The organism is Burkholderia sp. LAS2 (assembly GCF_018417615.1).
GTDB lineage: Bacteria > Pseudomonadota > Gammaproteobacteria > Burkholderiales > Burkholderiaceae > Burkholderia > Burkholderia sola.
On the sequence record NZ_CP071054.1, the window covers coordinates 1,006,883 to 1,025,530 of the forward strand.

Here is an 18,648-nt window from a genome sequence, read left to right on the forward strand (position 1 = left end):
GGGCGGCGCCGTACTCGACGGGGGGCGGCCATGCTGAGCCCGCATGAATTCGCGACGCTGATGCTGGTGTGCCAGGCGCCGGATCAGCTCGACATGAATCGCGCCGAACTCGATGCGTTGCTCGAACGGCAACTCGTCATGCTCGAACATGGCGCCCCCGGCCGCCGACGCGCGTATCTGACGAAGAAAGGCCGATCGATTCTCCATGCGCTCGGGGCCGACATCGCTTCCCGCCTGAGCCATGGGTCGACGACGGAGCGCGGCGGTCAAGGCGAAGCGCCTGCCGCGCCATCGGACGACGCCGGATGACGCGGCTCGGTCGCCGACTCGGCGACCGAACTGCTTACGATGTCATTCGCCTTGGCAATGACAGGGGTGTCCACCATTTTTCCATCGACGCTAATGGCCGAGCCGTCGCTTTCCTGAACGGCAGAAAGGACGCGGTGCGCCCACTCGATCTCTTCCAGGCAAGGGCGGAGAGCCGCGTGTACATGCTCGATTTGTTTGGGGTGGATGCACAGCTTGCCCCTGAAACCAAGATTGCGAGCTCGAACCGTATCCCGACGGATCCTCTGGGCATCATCGATTGCTGCAGTGACTCCGTCCACGGGCGCCGCGATGCCGGCAATCCGTGACGCTATGGTCAGTTGCGAGCGGAAGTACACGAGCTCATCGCCATCACCTTGAATACCGGTGTCGACCTGAAAGTCCAAGGTTCCGAACAGAAGGCGCTCGACTTTCGGCACCTTCGCAAGCGAGCGGAGGTCATCAAATGCAACCGCGGTCTCGATGAGCGGCAGCAGTGCCGCTTCATCGGAGATCTCGTTCGCAAGGTTCGACAGCAGGTCGGCTCGCTCAGCCTTGGGGACGACGATGCCCTGGAGGCTCCGACACGTCCGAAGAGCCGCTATATCGTCCTTGTACCACTCGGTATCCACCGCGTTCGCTCTCACATACGCTCGTCCACCATTCCTGAGCCACGACATGACGGCATCACGAGCCTGCGCTTTTGCGGTGGGTGGCACCGCGTCTTCGAGGTCAATGATTACCGCGTCTGCGCCCGCAGCGCACGCTTTGTCGAATCGTTCCGGTCGATTGCCGGGAACGAACAAATAGGATCTCGGATACATACGATTTGTCCAGGGGCTGAGCTTGCGTCTTGCAAGCCGCAAGAGGCATCGGTCTTCCGACGCGAGCATCGTGATGAGCTTAGCGAGCGACCTCTACGAGACGCTCTGATACCGACTTCTGTTCGACAGTCTTTTGCCTGCCAAGGAAGAACGCCGCGCACGCGCTGACGACAGACATGGCCGCGAGAAAAGCGGCAACGGCGTAGGCGGAATGGAACGTCTGAAACAGCCAGAGCGAAATCATCGGTGCGGGGCCGCCGGCAATAATCGACGCGCCTTGGTATCCAAGCGACGCACCGCTGTAGCGAATGCCGGGAGGAAACGACTCGGCAATGAAAGCGGCCTGCGACCCGTAGAGCGCCGCGTGAATGACCATGATGACGACCGTGCCTGCAATGACGGCGAGCGGAATCTTCGTATTGAGCAAGGCGAAGTACGGGAAAGCGAACAACATCATGCAGATGGCTGCCGACATGTAGGTCTTCCGACGGCCGATACGGTCCGCCAGATGCCCAAAGTACGGCAACGCAAAACACGCGACGACAGCAGCAATCAACACCGCGTTCAGGATGAACGCCTTGCCGAGGCCAAGGTTCTTCGAACCGTACAGCATGGCAAACGACGTGAGCATGTAGAACGCGGCCTGTTCGCCGGGACGGACGAGCGCCGAAAGCAATATCGCCTTCCACTCGGTTCTGATGGCTTCCCGAATCGGACTCCTGGTGCGATCGATCGACTTGTTGGCCTCGACGAAATCCCGGGTCTCCGGCACGCCCATACGAATCAGCAGGCCGAACACCAAAAGCACGCCGCTTGCATAGAAGGGAACGCGCCAGCCAAATTCCATCAGCGAGTCGCCGCTCCAGCGGCTGCAGACGCTCCACACGAGCACCGAGATAACGAGGCCGAGAGGAACGCCAACATTCGGCAACGACGCCATGAAGCCGCGACGCTTGCCTTGATGACTTTCCATTGACAGGAGGACAGCGCCACCCCACTCGCCGCCCACGCCGATTCCCTGGAGGAACCGAAGTCCGATCAGAAGCCAGCCGGCAGCGGGTCCAATCTGTTGCGAGGTGGGCAGTAACCCCACGAACAACGTCGCAACGCCCATCAAGGTCAGCGTGGCGACGAGCGTCGATTTGCGGCCGACACGGTCACCCATGTAACCGAAAATGGCTCCGCCCAACGGGCGCGACAGAAAGCCCACGAAAATCGTGGCGAACGACTCCATGAGGCCTTCCGAGCTACCGTGTGCAAAGAAAAGCTTCGGGAAAACGAGCGCGGCTGCGGTGCCGTAGATGAAGAAGTCGTACCATTCGATCGTGGTGCCAATGACACTTGCGATTGCGGCGCGGCGCTCGATGCGCTTTGAGTCTTTCGACCGGGTCGAGGCATCGGCCTGACCGAGAGGGGCGTTCGGGTGCATCCATGTCTCCAATCTTGAAAAATTTTGTCGAGGCAAATTTGTGTGCGTTCAGAACGAGGCTTCGGCTCGCATGGACACTGCACCGCCGGGCAGGCTCACCCAAACGACGAGTGGGTCGCCGTCTGGCGCGGCGTTGAACTCCAATTCGTTGCCCAGCACCGACGGCTGAATGCCGCGATAACGAAAGTGCTTCAGGCGACGTCCGCTCACTTCCTCCGCGAAGCTTGCAAGGAGCGTTGCATTGAGGGGCCCGTGAATCACGAGATTCGGATAGCCCTCGACCGCTCGGCAGTAGTCCGCGTCGTAGTGAATGCGGTGGCCATTGAACGTCAGCGCGGAGTAGCGGAACAGCATCGTCGAATCGGGTTTCACTCGACGCGTCCGCTGCGGTTGGGGCATGTCCGTTTGCGCAGGCGTGGCGCCGCCCTTCGACGCTTCCTTGTAGACAATGTCGTGGTGCTCGGTGACAAGCACCTTCCCTTCGCGCACGACTTCATGCAGGACGGTCACGAAGACGAGTTCGCCGCTTCGTCCTTGTTTGTGCTCGACCGATGCGATGCTCGAACGCTTTTCAACTTCCGCGCCAAGCGGCAGGTCGCCATGAAATTCGAGCTTGCCCCCGGCCCACATGCGGTTCGGCAACGGGACGGGAGGCAGGAAGCTGCCTCTTGCGGGGTGCCCGTCTCGACCGAGCGCCGAAGGTGCGTCGCCACTCAGGAAATAGAGCCAATGCCAAAGCGGGGGCAATCGTGCGCCGTCGACGAAGTCGGACTGAGGCATTCCGAGGGTCGCGGCCATCAGTCGCGCGTGACGCGACGACAGGACGTCACGGTCGGACTGGCTCTTGCCGATCCATTCGCGGAGGTGGGCAATGTCGACGCCGCTCATGCGAATTCTCCCACTTGTTTCGTGGCGAACTCGGCGCGAATCCGCTCGGTGTGTTCTCCCAACTTAGGTGCTGCATCAAAGTGTTGGCTGTCCCACGGCGCGCGAACCGCCGGCGCAATCATTCGCAATGCTTCGCCGTCGACTGTCATCGGCCACGTCCGCAACGCAGGGTGTTCAGCCATCTGGGCAACCGAGCGAACCTGACCATACGCGGTGTTCGAGATTGACAGGCGTTGAAGCGCTTCGCTGGAGTCGACCTTCGCGAATGCGTCGGCAATCACCCGTTCGAGGGCTGCGCGGTTTTGCACGCGATTCGTGTTGGACGAGAAGCGCGCGTCTTCCGCCACGTCCGGTTGCTGGAGGAACGCCGAGCAGAACTGACGCCACTCACGCTCGTTTTGAATGCTGATGACGATTTCGTCACCGTCCTTGGTCTTGAACGCGCCATACGGCGCAATGGAAGGATGCTTCAGACCCTGGCGTGCAGGTGCTCCATTTCCGTAAACGTGGTGTACGTAGGGGATCGTCATCCAGTCCGCCGCACCGTCGAACAAGGAAACCGAGACACCCGATCCCTTGCCGGTGCTCGAGCGAAGCGCGAGAGCCGACAGCACGGCAATGGTCGCGTTCATCCCCGCGCCAATGTCGCAGATGGAAACGCCAACGCGCCCACATGCATCCGGTGCGCCAGTGATACCCGCCAGACCGCTTTCGCACTGCACGAGAAGGTCGTACGCCTTGAGATGGCTCGCAGCGTTGTTCGTGCCGTAGCCGCTGATATCGCACGTGATCAGACGCGTGTGCATTTCACGCAGTCTTTCACTGCCGAATCCGGCTCTATCCAATGCGCCGGGGGCCAGGTTTTGAACGAAGACATCGGCCTCCGCGATAAGCCGATGCAGGAGTGCGGCGTCATCGGCGTCCTTGAAGTCCAGCACGACCGATTCCTTGCCGCGATTTGTCCAGACAAAATACGACGATTGACCGTTCGCGGCCGCGTCGTAGCCACGCGCAAAATCGCCTTCCGCGCGTTCGATCTTGATGACCCGCGCCCCCATTTCCGCCAGGCGTCCTGTGCACAAAGGCGCCGCCAGCGCTTGTTCGATGGAGACGACGACGACGCCGGCGAGTGGCTTCGCCGAGGATGCTTCACCCACTGATGCGACCATCACTGCCTTCCCGAGTTAGGTTGATGGCTACCAGTATCGGAAAACGCGGCGGTCGATTACAGCGAGATTTCACGAAAGGATCGTTCGGAATTAACGAAATCGTGCAATGCAGCAATTTGCGTACCGCAAGCTGGCGAGTGCTGCTGTGCTATAAAGCCGGCGTCATCTTCGCCAAATTCGAACACGATGAGCTATGACTTGACTGACCTGAAGGTGTTCGTCGCCGTCGCCGAGGAAGGCAACGTCTCGCGCGGCGCTGAACGCTGCCACCTTGCGCCATCGTCTGCGAGCCTTCGCGTGAAGAATCTTGAAGACTCGGTAGGGGTGACGTTGCTGAGTCGACATCCGAGAGGCGTCGCGCTGACGGCGGCGGGCCAGGTTCTCGTGGAGCACGCACGGCGTTGTCTCGCTCAACTCGACCAAATGCGCTCGGATCTTTTGCCTTTCACCCAGGGAATGACCGGGCACGTCACCGTATTCGCCAACAACAACGCGATCAGCTCCCATCTGCCGGACGACCTCGCTCGTTTCTTCGCGGCGTTCCCGAGCGTGCGCATCACACTGGAAGAACGACTGAGTCACGACATCGTCGCCGCGGTGGTGGCCGGTCGAGCGGATGTCGGTGTCGTGGCCTTGGATTCCGGGCATTCGGCGCTGCGATTCGTACCGTACAAGAAGGACCAATTGGTCTTGCTCGCGCCTGTGACGCACGCGCTCGCCAGGCAGAGCGAAGTCAGCTTCGAGGCCTGCCTGGGTCAGCCGTTCATTAGTCTGCAATCAGGGGCTGCGCTGCACACGTTTCTGGTGAACCATGCCGCCGCGCTGGATGGACGACTCGACATTCGCGTGCAGGTATCCGGTTATCGGGCTATCGCTCGCCTCGTATCGTCGGGAGCTGGAATGGGTATCGTTCCGCGAACGGCGATCGAATCATCGGATGAGGGAAAGATCGCGGTCATCCCGCTGATTGAGCCTTGGTCCCAGCGCAACCTGCACGTATGCGTACAGCGCAGTCCGGCGGAGAAGAACCTGTACCGAGACAAGTTGGTCGGCATGCTGTGCCATGCTTCGGAGTGATTCGCCGAAAAATAAAAGCGCGCATCCCAAGCGTGATGCGGAGGCGATCCATTCGCGCTCGTCGTCCTGCACATCGTCGAACGACGTGCCGATTTGCCAGCGTCTCGATCGGGATCGGCAAGCGCCGGAAAGCTTCCGATCCCCCAACACCTTCAGTCCACGCCAGTTTGGCTGCTTCGTCGCGAAGCGCCTTCGTATCGACCGCTCGTGGAATGCGATTCATCCATGCCTCCGTTTCCCGATTCTACGAAACGTTGACATCCATTTTTTCCGACCGGCCTCACTCAGCCCTCCGTGACGGCTCAGAGATCCAGCACCAGCCGTTCGCCGCGGCATCGCGACACGCACGGCATCATGCAGTCGTTGCGGGCCTTTTCCGCCGCGCTCAGGAACGCGTCCCGATGATCGGGCGTGCCCTCGAGCACGGTCGTCCGGCATGCGCCGCACACGCCCGCCTCGCACGACGTGGCGACCGCGATGCCGTGCTCGTACAGCACATCGGTGATCGACTGCCCCGGCGGCACGAGCAGCGCGCGCTGCGCGCGCGCGAGCTCGATCCGGAACGCGTCGGCCCCGCCGTCGGCAGGCTCCGCGGCTGGCGCGGAAAAATACTCGTGATGAAGCCGCGCATCGCCGAGCGCCGGGCGCGCGATCGCGTCGACGGCCGCCATGAACGGCGTCGGTCCGCAGAAATACAGATGCGAGCGCGAATCCATCGCGCCGACGATCGTCGCGATCGCGTCGCGGGTCGCGTCGGGCGTCAGCCCCGTGTGCACCGTCGCGACGTCCGCGAGCCGCGACGCGAGCGTCGCCCCGTACGCGGCCGCGTCGGCCGAACGCACGAAGTAGTGGAACGCGAGCGGCCGCCCCGCGCGCACCAGGCTGTGCGCCATCGCGAGTAACGGCGTCACGCCGATCCCGGCGGCAAGCAGCACGGCCGGGCTGTCGTCCGGCGCGAGCGGGAAGTAATTCAGCGGCGCGCCGATCCGCAGCACATCGCCTACCCGGATCGCCTCGTGCACGTGCGCGGAGCCGCCGCTCGACGCCGGCTCGCGCTTGATCGCGATCTCGTACACGCCGTGCTCGACCGGATCGTTGCACAGCGAATACTTGCGCGTGAGCCCGTCGCGCAGATGCAGGTCGATATGCGCGCCGGCCTCGAACGCGGGCAGGGGGAGACCCGGCGCGTCGCTGACGAGCCGCAGCGAAATCACGTCGCACGCGACGCGCTCGCGCGCAATCACGCGCGCGGCAAGCAGATCGTTTTCGATCATTGGATTCACCGTTCAGGAAAACTCACAGCAGCCCGATCAGCCGCCACCACAACGCATTGATCGGGATCACGAACACCACGCCCAGCAGCGCCGTCGCGATGCAGTACCGGAGCACCGCCCTCCGGTCCAGCTGCGCGAGCGCGTTGCCGAACACGATCGGCGGCGACTGGTACGGCAGGACCGTGGTCGCATAGCCCATTACCTGCGCGAGCAGGCCGGCCTTCAGGTGCAGCCCGTGCGCGAGCAGGCGCGACACGATCGGCACGTATAGCGCCGGTTCCGCATTCGACGTGACCGCAAAGCAGACGACGATCGACAGCGCAGTCAGCGCGAAGTACATGAGCATCGGGCTGTCGCGCAGCGCGTCGAGCGCGAGCGTGTCCGGCACGCGCATGTCGAGATGGTTGACGAGCGCGGTCAGCCCGATGATCGCCGCGATGAACCACAGCAGGTCCATCTTCAGCGTCGCGGTGAAGCGCTCGAGCTGTGCGGGCGGCGACGTGCCGAAGTAGACGAGCGCGAAGCCGAGCCCGACCCAGCCGGGCGCGATGCGATGCACGGCGTCGGTGAACCAGAACGCGAGCGTGATCGCCAGCAGCACGATCGCGTGCCATTCGCGGCGGCCGAGCGCGACGCGCGCCGCCGGTATCTCGACTTCGCCGACCGTATCCGCGAACAGCCACCAGGACGCGAACACCAGCACCGCGCCGCGCACGATCACGCCGGCCGGAAAGAACAGCAGCAGATACTCGGAGAAGCGCAGATGCATCCCGTGCGACTGCTCGAGAATCCCCGCCATGATCACGTTCGGCAGGTTCGCGGGCAGCACCGCGGCAGCCAGCTCGTACGAGCCGACGATCACGAGCAGCAGGATGCCGCGCCGCCCGTTCGCGTGCGCGCCGAGCTTCACGACGTCGCAGTAGCCGATCGCGATCGGAATCAGGATCGCGATCCGCCCGAACGTCGACGGCATCACGAGCGACAGCAGGAAGCTCAGGATCGCGAATGCGAGCAGCGCCTTCAGATACGAGCCGCCGATCCGGCGCGCGAGCGCGATGCCGATCCGTTCGCTCAGGCCGCTCTCCTTCAGCGCGAAGCCGATCGCCGCGCCGCTGAACACGAGCCAGAACGCGCTCGACCCGAAGCCGGAGAAGATCTCGGCGGTGGGCACCGGCGTGCAGGTCGCCGCGAGGAAGAAAAACAGCAGCGACACCCACAGGCTCGCGACCGCGCCCGTCGCCCACAGCACGATGCAGGTGAACACGATCGCGACGATGCGTGCGTCGCCGGCCGACACCGTGCCGCGCGCGCCGAGCGCGGCGACGCTCGCGAGCCCCGCCGCGAGCAGCGCGACCGTGACGCGGCCGGCCGTCAGCATGCCGGCGCCGCGGCCCGGCCCGCCGAGCGCACCGCCGCTCAAGCGCGCATCACCGGCGAGTTCGCCGGGATCTCGTACTCGACGTGCGACTCGTCGAAGATGTCGCCGAATTCGCGCTGCTGGCGGAACGTCGGGTCCGGCGCGCAGCTCATCGGCAGATAGCCGCCCATCCACGCGCGCAGGTCGGTCACGTCCGGCGCGCCGCCGTACACGTTCGCGACCGGCCGCTCGCCGCGCGCGACCGCGTCGATCTGCTCCTGCAGCATCTGGCGGAACATCACGATGCCGCGATCGGACGCGCCGAGGTTCTCGCGCGAACGATCGAAGATCGGGCCCTGCGTCTCGACCGCCATCGCATCCTGGCTCATGAACGTGTCCATCAGGTAGCGGCCCGCCGCGTCGGTGCGCGCCGGCTGCCGGACGATCTTCGGCGCCTCGTGAGCGGGCGGCTGCGCGCCGTCCGCGTTCGGCGTGAACGACACCCAGACGATCCGCGTCGTCGTATCGTCGACCGGCACGCGCCAGTGCATCTCGGTCATGATCCGCAGCATGTTCGGGAACACCATCAGGTTGCCCCAGCCGCGGCCCTCGCCTTCGTATTCCCAGCTCTTCACGATGCCCCAGTCGAAGCGCTGGAAGCCGAACCGCTTGAACGGCTTGCCGAACCCGGACGCGTCGCGCATGCCGAGGCGCTCGAAGTATTTCGAGTGCGTATAGAAGGTGTGCGTGACGTCGACCGCGTTTTCCTGCACCTGGAACCAGTTGCACGCGAGATCGTCCTGCACCTCGAAATGGCGGAGGCCGTCGTTGCGCACGAGGATGTCCCAGTTCGGAAACGCGGGCTTCTGCTCCGCCGGCCCCATGTAGGCGAAGATCAGCCCGCCGCATTCGTGCGTCGCATAGCTGTCGATCAGCTTCTTGCAGACGCGGCTCGCCTTCGCCGATTCGAACGGCCGCTCCACGCATTCGCCGGCCGCGTTGTACTGCCAGCCGTGATACGCGCAGCGGATCGTGGCTTCCTCGACGAAGCCGTACAGCAGCGATGCACCGCGATGCGGGCAACGCTCCTGCACGAGCAGCACGCCGCCGTTGCCGGTGCGCGCGAGCACCAGATCCTCGCCGAGAATCCGCACGCGTTTCGTCTGGCCGGCTTCGGCCAGCTCCGACGAATAACCGACCGGATGCCAGTAGCGACGCAGCAACTCGCCGCACGGCGTGCCGGGCCCCACGCGGGTCAGCAATTCGTTGGTGGCGTGGTCAAGCATGAATACACCTCTCTCTCAGGTTGTAGCGGGCTGTATCGCCCCGGAGACGGCTGCGTACCGGCGAACCCTCGAGTCGCGATACGTCCGTCGATAAATCTATTTTTTTAGACTAAATAAAGTGAAGGAAAAATGCAAGGCGGGAAAATCCACAATTTTCAGCCCGTCATCGCCGCCGCATCACCAGAAATCGGTCGATGTGTATAATTAAAAAGACGAACGGTGCGCGCGATCGCCGAGATCGACACGCCGCGCGTCGGCCAACCAGGAGGACAAGATGGCGATCATTGGCGTGATGGGCTCGGGCAAGAACGAATGGCCGGAGTGGGCGACGCCGCTCGGAACGTGGATCGCCGCGCAAGGATTCGACCTGCTGACCGGCGCCGGCCGCGGCGTGATGCTGTCGGTCGCGCGCGCCTACGCGACGACGCCGGGGCGCCGCGGCCGCTCGATCGGCATCGTGCCGAGCGAAGCGCACCCGCTGTTCGGCTTCGTGCCGATCGCCGGCTATCCGAATCCGTTCATCGACCTGCCTATCGTCACGCCACTGCCGCGCAAGGAAGCTGACGCGCCGGACGACGCATTGAGCCGCAACTACGTGAACGTGCTGACGAGCGACGTCGTCGTCGCGCTACCGGGGAGCAAGGGCACGCTCGACGAGATCCGCCTCGCGACGCGCTTCGCGAAGCCGTTGATCTGCACCGGGCCCGCGAGCGCGTTCGATGGCGTCGCGGCCGGCACGCGCATCGTGTCGGCGCTCGATGACGTCTATGCATTCGTGCTCGCGCACGTGAACCGCGCGGCGGGCGGCGCAGGCGCACACGTTCCGTCGGCGTGAACCGCACGCGTTCCGGCTCCACGGCGCGTCGGCCGCCATCGCTTCCCGTCGCTTCCCGTATTGCCGGTCACAGCCGCGCAATCGTGTCGGCGAGCACGCGCACGCCCAGCATGAAATCATCGATCGACATCGCCTCGTGCGGGTTGTGCGACCCGTGATCGTTGCGCACGAACAGCATCCCGCTTGGCACGCCCGCGTTCGCGAACAGCGCCGCGTCGTGGCCCGCGCCGCTCGGCAGCGTCGCATACGGCACGTCGAGCCGCGTGCACGCGTCGGCAAGTGCGGCGCGCAGGGTGGCATCCATCCGCGCCGGCGCGCTCGCCAACCGCCGGTCGAAATCGAATCGCACGCCACGCTCGCGCGCGATCGAATTGCATTCGGCGATCAGCAATTCGTGGAAGACGTCGAGCGTCTCCGTGCTCTCGCTGCGCGCCTCGAAGCTGAAATGCACCTGGCCGGGAATCCGCGAAATCGAATGCTCGTCCTGGTCGGTCGACACGATGCCGGTCGTCACGACGAGATCGATGTTGCGTTCGAGCAGCCGGCGCCAGTGCTCGTCGAGCCGCGTGATCAGCTCGGCGACCGCGAAGATCGCGTCGTGCCGCAGGTCGCGCGGCACCGCGCCGGAGTGGCCGGCCTCGCCGATGCAGCTGATGGAGTTGTGCCGCACGTTGCCGCGAATGCCGGACACGACCGCGACCGGCAGCCCGCGCGCGACCATCACGGGCCCCTGCTCGATGTGGAGCTCCAGATACGCATGCGCGCGCCGCACGTCGAACAGCGGCTTGCGCGCCCGCACCGCGTCGATGTCGACGCCCGCCGCCGCCATGCAATCGGCCAGCGGGCGGCCGGTGCTGCGATGCTTCATCGCGAGATCGTCCGGCGTCAGCCGGCCGAACAGCGCGCTCGATCCCATGTAGGCCTTGCCGAACCAGGCGCTCTCTTCGCCGCGCAGCGCGATCACGTTCAACGGGTGCGGCGACGCGCGGCCGCCGCGCCGTTGCGCGACGAGGCACAGCAGCCCCGCGACGATGCCCGCGAGCCCGTCGTAGTTGCCGCCATGCGGCACCGAGTCGAGATGCGAGCCGACCCAGATCGCACGCGCATGCGGGTCCGCGTCGGGCAGGCTGAAGACCAGGTTGGCCGCACGGTCCACGCGCACCGCGATGCCCTCGCGTTCGGCGTGCGCCGCCAGCCGCTGCGCGGCCGCCGTTTCGCTGTCGCCGTAGCTCTCGCGCGTGACGCCGACGCCGTCCGCCGACAGCACGCGGATCTCGTCGAACCACTGCTCGGCGAGCGCCGTCAGTTCGGCAAGCGGCAGCGCCGCCGCGTCGTGCACGTCGAGGTCCGCTGGCGCGTCCGGCCTGTCGGTATGCGCGTTCATCACGCCCCCGCCGTCGTGCCGCGCGCGCGCGCCGGCGCCGCGCAAAAGCGCTGCCAGCGCTCGCTCAGCGCCGCGTCGAGCCTGACCTGCCCGGTCAGCGACGCGATCGCGCCGACGCCCTCGTCCGCGCAAAACTGCTCGAGCCCGTCGATGATCGTGCGCATCACGCCCGGATCGCGGAACGACGCCGTGCCCACCTGCACCGCGCTCGCGCCGGCGAGCAGGAACTCGATGGCGTCGGCGGCGCTCCGGATGCCGCCGCAGCCGATCACCGGAATCGACACGGCGCGATAGCACTGGTGGACGAGCCGCAGCGCGATCGGCTTGATCGACGGCCCGGACAGGCCGCCCATCACGTTGCCGAGCGACGGCCGGCGCGTGCGCACGTCGATCGACATGCCGAGCACCGTGTTGCCCATCACGATCGCGTCGGCGCCCGCGTCCTGTGCCGCTTGCGCGATCTTCGCGATGTTGCCCGCGTTCGGCGTCAGCTTCACCCACAGCGGATGCCCGGTGCGCATGCGGATCGCGTCGACGACCTGCCACGTCATGCCCGCGTCCATCCCGAACGCCATGCCGTCCGCCTCGAGATTCGGGCACGAGATGTTCGCCTCGATCGCCGCGACGTCCGGCCGCGACAGCGCCTCGCACGCGCGCGCGAACGCGTCCGCCGTATCGGCGGACACCGACGCGACGACCGGCGTGCCGTGGCCCGTGTACGCGGGCAGCACGTGTTCGAGATAGTCGTCGATGCCGCGGCTCGGAATGCCGATCGAATTCAACATGCCGTCACCCGCGTCGGCGACACGCGGCGTCGGGTTACCCGGGCGGCTGACGGGCGACACGCTCTTGATCACGAGCGCGCCGAGCCCGGTCAGGTCGAGCGCATCGCGATACTCGATCGCGAAACAGCCGGATGCCGGCATCACGGGATTGCGCAGGCGCAGTTCGCCCACGCGTACGCTCAGGTCAGCCAACTTCCACCTCCCCCTCCGTCACCACGTCGCGAATCGCGAATACCGGGCCCTCGCGGCACACGCGCCGGAATGCGCGGGTCGCGCCGTCGTCGAACATCCGCACGCACGACAGACAGACGCCCATCCCGCATGCCATCCGCTGCTCGAGCGCGACCTCGCCGCGCATCGACGGATGGTCGGCGAGCACGCGCTGCAGCAGCGCGAGCAACCGTTGCGAGCCGCACGTGTAGACCGCGTCCGGCCGATCGCGCGCGATTCTCGCGCGCAGCAGCGCGTCCACGTTCGCGACCGCCGACGAGCCGTCGCTGTCGAACACCGCATGCACGTCGGCCGGCGCGCCGCGCAGGAATTCCGCGGTCATCAGGTCGTCCGGCGTGCGCGCCGACATCACGACCGTCAGCGCGAGGCCCGCCCGCGCCGCGCGCTGCACGAGCGGCGCCATCGTCGCGAGACCGACGCCGCGCGCGACGAGCAGCAGCCGTCGCGCATCGGCGTCGAGCGTGAACGGGCGACCGAGCGGCCCGACGATCGACAGCCGCGCGCCGACGCCGAGCTGCGCGAGCGCACGCGTGCCTTCGCCGGTGACGTTGTACAGGAACTCGATTTCGCCAGCGCCGGGGCCGACGCCGTACACGCTCATCGGGCGCGGCAGGAATGGCCGATGCAGATCGCTGACGGGGCAGACGAGCTGATAGAACTGGCCGGCCTGCGTGACGCTCGCGAGCGGTGCGTCGCCGCGCACGCGCAGATAGCGATAGCGCCGGTTCACCGCGCGATGCGCGACCACGTCGCACGCGTGCGTGGCGACCGTGGCCGCCCACGGCTGCGCGCAGGCGCGCGCCCCGTCGATCACGTCCATCGTTCTCTCCTCGTTACGGTTGGGCGGAGGCACGCGCGTCAGTCGAGCGCGCGGTCCTTCAGTTCCGGAATCAGCGTGACCGTGACGATCATGTCGAGCACGTAAAGCGCGGCCAGCATCGCGATCGCGATCTGAAACGAATAGCGCGCGGCGAGCGCGCCGACGACGAGCGGCCCGAGCCCGCCGATCGCACGGCCGACGTTCCACAGCACGTTCTGCGCGGTCGCCCGCACCGCGGTCGGATACGCTTCGGACATCAGCGTGCCGTAGCCGCCGACCATGCCGTTCACGAACATGCCCATCAGCGCGCCAGCCCACAGCATCGTGGCCGGGTCCGTCAGCCGCGAATACACGAATACCATCGCCACCGCGCCGAGCTGGTACAGCAGGAACGTCGGCTTGCGGCCGATCCGGTCGGCCAGGTGTCCGAACAGCCAGACGCCGGCCATCATCCCGAGCACGGTCACCGCGGTCCACACTCCGGATTTCGTCAGCGAGAAGCCGAGCTGCTTCGACAGGAACGTCGGCATCCAGATCATGATCCCGTAGTAGCCGAAGTTCTGCACCGCGCACAGCACGACGATGCCGATGCTCGTGCGGGTCGTGCGCGCATCGGCGAACAGCAGCCGGAAACGCGCGCCCGTGCGCGCCGGCTGCTGGCTCCGGACGAACACTTCCGGCTCGTGCAGCTTGTTGCGCAGCACCCAGGCGACGATCGCGGGCAGCACGCCGATCGCGAACATGCCGCGCCAGCCGACGCTCTGCAGCAGCAGCGGCGTCAGCAGCGACGCCGCGAGCACGCCGCTCTGCCAGCCGAGCGCCACGTACGACGACACGCGGGCGCGCTTGGCTGCAGGCCACGCTTCGGCCGCGAGCGCCATGCCGATACCGAATTCGCCGCCGAGGCCGATGCCGGCGATGGTCCGGTACGCGAGCAGATCCCAGAAGCCCTGTGCGAACGCGCATAGCCCGGTGAACACCGCGAAAAGCAGGATCGTCCAGGTCAGCACGCGTACGCGGCCGTAGCGATCGCTGAGCGTGCCGAAAATCACGCCGCCCGCGACCGCGCCGACCAGCGTCCACGTGACGAGCGCCCCCGCCTGCTGCGCGCCGAGCTGCAGCGACGCCGAAATTGCCGGCAGCATGAAGCCGAGGATCAGCAGGTCGAAGCCGTCCATCGCATAGCCGATGGCCGAGCCGGCCAGCACTTTCCACGCGTAGCGCGACACCCGTTCGGGCGGTGCGCCGGCGGGCGCGGCCGCGGAGGATCGAAGGTTCGCTTCCATGATTGTCCGTATCGTGAGGAGGAAATATCGATGCCGGCGGTCCGTTTCGCGGTCGTTTGTCGTTTTTTCTAGACGAACTGACCGCGACCCGATCGTCGGCATCGCACAGCTTAAGGGCGCGGCCCGGGCAGATTCGCGCCGGCGTCGCGCATCAGACGACCAGTTCCTTCGACACCTGCGCGGCGAAGCCGTTGAGCGCCGCGAGCAGCGCGTCGTCCGAGCGCCCGCTCGCATCGCTCAGCCGCCGCGCGTGCTCGCGCAGTTCGGCGAGAAACGCCTGCACCGTCTCCGTGCAGACCGCCACGCCCTCCTGCCGTTCGGCGAACGTCGCGGCCGCCTGTGCGAGCAGCACCAGCGCCGCCGATTCCCGCCCGTGCGGCGCCGCCGCGTCCCGGCAGCGCGTTGCGAACCGGTGAATGTCGGAAAAGCCGACGACGTCCTGTGCCAGCCACTGCGTGGCGTCCATAAGGTTCATGCTTTCCTCCTCGTCTAAATATTTAGACTACCCGCATCAAAAACGGAATGCAAGCGTCCGATGTATCGGGGTAAACCGCGAAGTCTCGCATCGCGATGCCTGCGTCAGAAACGCGTGCGCAGGCCCGCGCCGTACGTGATGCCGGTCGATAGCCCGCCGACGTGATCGACCTTGATCGCCGAATAGAGGTCGGTGCGCTTCGACAGCAGATAGTCGTAGCCGAGCGCACCGGTGCTGCGATGCGCACCGTCGGCGAGCGCCCCGCCCGAATGCGTATACGCGTAGCTCGCCAGCAGCGAACCCACGCCGATCGGCACGCTGACGCCGGCCTGCAGCGTATCGCCGTGGAAGTTGCCGCGCTGCGCGCGGTTCGCGACGTTCATGTACTGCGCGAACAGCTTCACGACACGCCAGTCGTACCACGCGCCGACCTGCACCGTGCGCTGGCTCGACAGGCCCGGCGCCGCGGCGAGCGCGCCGTCGAGATCGCCAGGCGTCGCGCTGAAATTCACGTACTGGAAGACCACGGCGGCCGCGAACGCGCCGCGCGCGTAGTTCGCGTTGACGCTCCATTTCTTGGCGCCGTTCCGGCCGGCCGTATTGCCGAGTGCATACAGCAGCCCCGCATTGAAGCCGCCGAACGTCGGGCTCGTATAGGCGAGCGCGTTGTTCCACGCCGAATCGCCGACCACGCCCTCGGCGCCCACGCCCTTGAACGTGTGGAAGATCATCGGCGAGAACGTGTACGAATTGAACAGCGGGTTGAACTGGATCGTCGCGAGATACAGCGGCGTCGTGATCCGGCCAAGACGAAGCTGGCCGAACCGCGTCTGCAATCCCGCGTACGCATTGCGCGAAAACAGGCTGTCCCCGGCGTAGCGGCCGTACGCGCCGCTTTGCGGTTGAAAGTAGCTTTCGAGCACGAAGAACGCCTTGTTGCCGTTGCCGAGATCCTCGCTGCCGCCGAGGCCCCAGAACGACGTCGTCATCCCGCCGCCCGACTGCACGAGCGCCGTGCGAGCGCCGGGTTGCTTCACCGAACCGACGAAAGCGTCGGCAACGCCGTACAGCGTCACGCTCGACTGCGCGTGCGCGAGCGGCGCGATGCCAATGGCGCCTGCCGCGCCGGCCATCAGGAATCCTGCCCGAAATCGGGCGCACGGGGTGCGCAACGTCATGCTTTTCTCCTCCCGGCGCAATGGGCCGGCACGTGGGAATGTCTGGAAGGTGCGATGCCTCTATCGCCGACACGTCTGCGCGCGCGCCGTTCGTCCAAATATTTAGACGGCGTGCCCGCGCACGGACACGGGCCGGTCGCAGGCCGTTACCGCGCACAAGACGAGCGCAAGCCGCGGGTGTGCGAGCATCCGTCGTCGGCTACGTTAAAATACCCGATACAAAAAAATAGACAAACATCGATCTTCGCGATGCCCCCGGCAGGATGGCGGCGCGGTCGCGCAACCGGTGTCTGTCGATTTTTCACCCGCCACCTAGAGGTACTTCATGTCCACCGCCGGTTCCCGAAAAACACGTCTGCGCGGCGCGCGCTTCGACTTCGACAGCATTGGCGAGCGCTTGCGCGCGTACCGGATGGCTGCCGAGTTGCGCAGCGAGGATGTCGCCGAGCGCCTGAACATCTCGCGCGCGGCGGTCTACAAGCTCGAACGTGGCGAGATCGTCAAGATCGATACGCTCGAGCGGCTCGCCGCGCTGTTCGGCGTGTCGCTCGCGAACCTGATGGGCGTCGAGGTCGAGTATCACGATTCGGCGATCAGCTATTTCGAGCGCATGCGGCAGATCGAGAGCCGCTCGCAGCGGATCTTCGCGCATTTCGATCCGTTCTCGTTCCTGCTGACCTCCGACGATTACGAAGGCTGGCTGCGCCAGATGCTCGAGGAAAGCATCCCGCCGTCGCTGACCGATGCCGCGTGGCGGCAGACGCTGTCGAAAGTGATGGCGATCCTCGCGGACCGGAAAGCCGCGTTCCGACGCGCACCGCTGAACGTGACGAGCCTGATCGGGCTGCGCCAGATCGAGCAGTTCCTGCACCACGGCCTGGTCGGCCGCCTCGGGCTGCCGCCGGGCGTGCAGCTCGAGCGCAAACTGGCGGCGCGCCGGGAAGTGATGCGAATCGTCGGGATGCTCGAGGACGATGCGAAAGGCGTGCGTATCGGCATCGTCAGCGACAACCTGCCGAACGAGACCTTCCAGATCTTCGAGGACGACGACAGCGCGCATATCGCGGTATCGCCGTTCCGGCTCGGCGAGCTGCCGAACATCCGTACCGGCATCGCGACGATCACCACGTCGGCGGATGCCGTCGCGATGTACCGGAAGATGATCGACCGGCTGTGGACCGATTCCACGAAGGGGGCCGCCGGGGCCAGGCTGCTCGCCGACCTGCTCGACCGGGCGTAGTGCGGCGTCGCATCGACCATGCGCGGTCCGGTGGACCCGCATCGCGTGCGTTCCTGCACCGTTCTTCCTGACCTGGCCCCCTGAAGTTTCTACATAAAAACCGTCAAACTTCCGCGTCCACACGCGCATCGGCCGCCCGACGTGATGCGCGACCGCGATCGAACAACGCTCACATCCCGATCCGATTCGATCGGCAAGCCCAAGTCCGGATTCATCACGCGGCTCGACGAACACTAAAAAGACAATAAAAACCGCGTCTCGAACAGAGGCTCGGCCACCGTCGGCGGCTCACCCGCTCGATGGCCGTAACCAGCCGGCGCTTCGGCAAATTCCAGCGCACCTCGACGGACCATCCCGATCATCACGTTTCATTTAACTTTGAATTGTGGCTGTGTACCGAGGCAATGCCAGCAAGGCTTTGCACTCCGGCCCCCAAAGCCAAACTTCCCTTACCCCAGTCTGAACACTAAAAAAACACTAAAAGGCGGACGCGGGTCGGGGGCGTGACGCGCCTGATCGCGCTCACACTTCCGATTTCGACATTCATTGTGATGTTCTCGATCGGCTCTATGCTGGGGCACGCGATGCCGAAGAACGGGATCGCGGCCTTTCTGACGCTTACTGTTGCATACCTCGCAGCAACGGTGTTCACCGTAACCGCCTGGAACGAAGACGGTCCATTGAGAGAGCGCGATCGGATCGTCTTGATCGCTTCCGCAACCGTCAGCGTGGCGCTGGGCCTCCTTGCCGCTTCGTACTTCTGGGTTATGTAGCCGGTGGACGGAGTAACGGCACGGAAAATCA

19 protein-coding genes are annotated in these 18,648 nt (G+C 65.6%); 6 read left to right on the top strand and 13 right to left on the bottom strand.

Annotation, left to right across the window (positions count from 1 at the left end; translation table 11 throughout):
- Positions 1-30 precede the first annotated feature (30 nt).
- Positions 31-309, top strand: coding sequence for a hypothetical protein (locus tag JYG37_RS33575; RefSeq protein WP_089490227.1), 279 nt, complete (start codon positions 31-33; stop codon positions 307-309).
- Here JYG37_RS33575 and JYG37_RS33580 read toward each other — a convergent pair.
- The 4 genes from JYG37_RS33580 to JYG37_RS33595 form a co-directional block, all read right to left on the bottom strand.
- Positions 267-1,130 (bottom strand): HpcH/HpaI aldolase/citrate lyase family protein, encoded by an 864-nt coding sequence (locus tag JYG37_RS33580; protein ID WP_213346782.1) that lies wholly within the window; start codon positions 1,128-1,130, stop codon positions 267-269. The two genes, JYG37_RS33575 and JYG37_RS33580, sit on opposite strands and share 43 nt — an antisense overlap.
- Before the next feature lie 79 nt (positions 1,131-1,209).
- On the bottom strand, positions 1,210-2,559 hold the full coding sequence (locus JYG37_RS33585; RefSeq protein ID WP_213346784.1) for an MFS transporter: 1,350 nt from the start codon (positions 2,557-2,559) through the stop codon (positions 1,210-1,212).
- A 48-nt stretch (positions 2,560-2,607) separates the two neighbouring features.
- On the bottom strand, positions 2,608-3,447 hold the full coding sequence (locus JYG37_RS33590; RefSeq protein ID WP_213346786.1) for an HTD2 family dehydratase: 840 nt from the start codon (positions 3,445-3,447) through the stop codon (positions 2,608-2,610).
- Positions 3,444-4,616, bottom strand: a complete 1,173-nt coding sequence (locus JYG37_RS33595; protein ID WP_124639504.1) for a CaiB/BaiF CoA transferase family protein — start codon at positions 4,614-4,616, stop codon at positions 3,444-3,446. The genes JYG37_RS33590 and JYG37_RS33595 overlap by 4 nt, the downstream gene beginning before the upstream one ends.
- A gap of 23 nt (positions 4,617-4,639) precedes the next feature.
- Between JYG37_RS33595 and JYG37_RS33600 the strand changes: the two genes are divergently transcribed.
- Positions 4,640-4,813: a hypothetical protein gene (locus tag JYG37_RS33600; protein ID WP_160300523.1), complete on the top strand. Its 174-nt coding sequence runs from the start codon at positions 4,640-4,642 to the stop codon at positions 4,811-4,813.
- A 1-nt stretch (position 4,814) separates the two neighbouring features.
- Positions 4,815-5,693: a LysR family transcriptional regulator gene (locus tag JYG37_RS33605; protein ID WP_235356263.1), complete on the top strand. Its 879-nt coding sequence runs from the start codon at positions 4,815-4,817 to the stop codon at positions 5,691-5,693.
- Between the two features lie 302 nt (positions 5,694-5,995).
- Here the strand turns inward: JYG37_RS33605 and JYG37_RS33615 are convergent, their stop codons facing one another.
- From JYG37_RS33615 to JYG37_RS33625, 3 genes are read right to left on the bottom strand one after another with little or no spacing between them, the layout of a single operon-like run.
- Entirely contained in the window at positions 5,996-6,967 is a 972-nt protein-coding gene (locus JYG37_RS33615) for a PDR/VanB family oxidoreductase (protein WP_213346788.1), read from the bottom strand.
- Between the two features lie 22 nt (positions 6,968-6,989).
- Positions 6,990-8,387, bottom strand: a complete 1,398-nt coding sequence (locus JYG37_RS33620) for an SLC13 family permease (protein ID WP_124557027.1) — start codon at positions 8,385-8,387, stop codon at positions 6,990-6,992.
- Positions 8,384-9,610 (bottom strand): aromatic ring-hydroxylating dioxygenase subunit alpha, encoded by a 1,227-nt coding sequence (locus JYG37_RS33625; protein ID WP_050016111.1) that lies wholly within the window; start codon positions 9,608-9,610, stop codon positions 8,384-8,386. The genes JYG37_RS33620 and JYG37_RS33625 overlap by 4 nt, the downstream gene beginning before the upstream one ends.
- 274 nt (positions 9,611-9,884) lie before the next feature.
- Here JYG37_RS33625 and JYG37_RS33630 point away from each other — a divergent pair, with 274 nt between their 5' ends.
- Positions 9,885-10,445 carry an SLOG cluster 4 domain-containing protein gene (locus JYG37_RS33630; RefSeq protein ID WP_050016115.1) on the top strand — a complete coding sequence of 187 codons (561 nt, stop codon included), beginning with the start codon at positions 9,885-9,887 and terminating at the stop codon, positions 10,443-10,445.
- Between the two features lie 67 nt (positions 10,446-10,512).
- On the opposite strand, the gene JYG37_RS33635 is transcribed toward JYG37_RS33630, so the two are convergent.
- The 6 genes from JYG37_RS33635 to JYG37_RS33660 all read right to left on the bottom strand — a co-directional run bounded on the left by JYG37_RS33635 (position 10,513) and on the right by JYG37_RS33660 (position 16,604).
- Positions 10,513-11,829: a hydantoinase/carbamoylase family amidase gene (locus tag JYG37_RS33635; RefSeq protein WP_050016194.1), complete on the bottom strand. Its 1,317-nt coding sequence runs from the start codon at positions 11,827-11,829 to the stop codon at positions 10,513-10,515.
- Positions 11,829-12,806, bottom strand: a complete 978-nt coding sequence (locus JYG37_RS33640; RefSeq protein WP_176016397.1) for a dihydroorotate dehydrogenase — start codon at positions 12,804-12,806, stop codon at positions 11,829-11,831. The genes JYG37_RS33635 and JYG37_RS33640 overlap by 1 nt, the downstream gene beginning before the upstream one ends.
- Positions 12,799-13,665 (bottom strand): dihydroorotate dehydrogenase electron transfer subunit, encoded by an 867-nt coding sequence (locus JYG37_RS33645; RefSeq protein ID WP_213346789.1) that lies wholly within the window; start codon positions 13,663-13,665, stop codon positions 12,799-12,801. Before JYG37_RS33645 ends, JYG37_RS33640 begins: the two co-directional genes overlap by 8 nt.
- 38 nt (positions 13,666-13,703) lie before the next feature.
- Positions 13,704-14,951, bottom strand: a complete 1,248-nt coding sequence (locus JYG37_RS33650; protein ID WP_050016119.1) for an MFS transporter — start codon at positions 14,949-14,951, stop codon at positions 13,704-13,706.
- Positions 14,952-15,102: 151 nt separating this feature from the next.
- Positions 15,103-15,426, bottom strand: a complete 324-nt coding sequence (locus JYG37_RS33655) for a hypothetical protein (RefSeq protein ID WP_011660795.1) — start codon at positions 15,424-15,426, stop codon at positions 15,103-15,105.
- A 104-nt stretch (positions 15,427-15,530) separates the two neighbouring features.
- A complete protein-coding gene (locus JYG37_RS33660; RefSeq protein ID WP_089490218.1) occupies positions 15,531-16,604 on the bottom strand; it encodes a porin in 1,074 nt (357 codons plus the stop codon).
- A gap of 325 nt (positions 16,605-16,929) precedes the next feature.
- On the opposite strand from JYG37_RS33660, the gene JYG37_RS33665 reads away from it, so the two are divergent.
- Together JYG37_RS33665 and JYG37_RS33670 are read left to right on the top strand one after the other, a co-directional pair.
- Complete coding sequence (locus tag JYG37_RS33665) at positions 16,930-17,844, top strand: helix-turn-helix domain-containing protein (protein WP_050016122.1); 915 nt, start codon at positions 16,930-16,932, stop codon at positions 17,842-17,844.
- Positions 17,845-18,347: 503 nt separating this feature from the next.
- Positions 18,348-18,617, top strand: coding sequence for a hypothetical protein (locus JYG37_RS33670; protein WP_050016127.1), 270 nt, complete (start codon positions 18,348-18,350; stop codon positions 18,615-18,617).
- Positions 18,618-18,648: the final 31 nt, after the last annotated feature.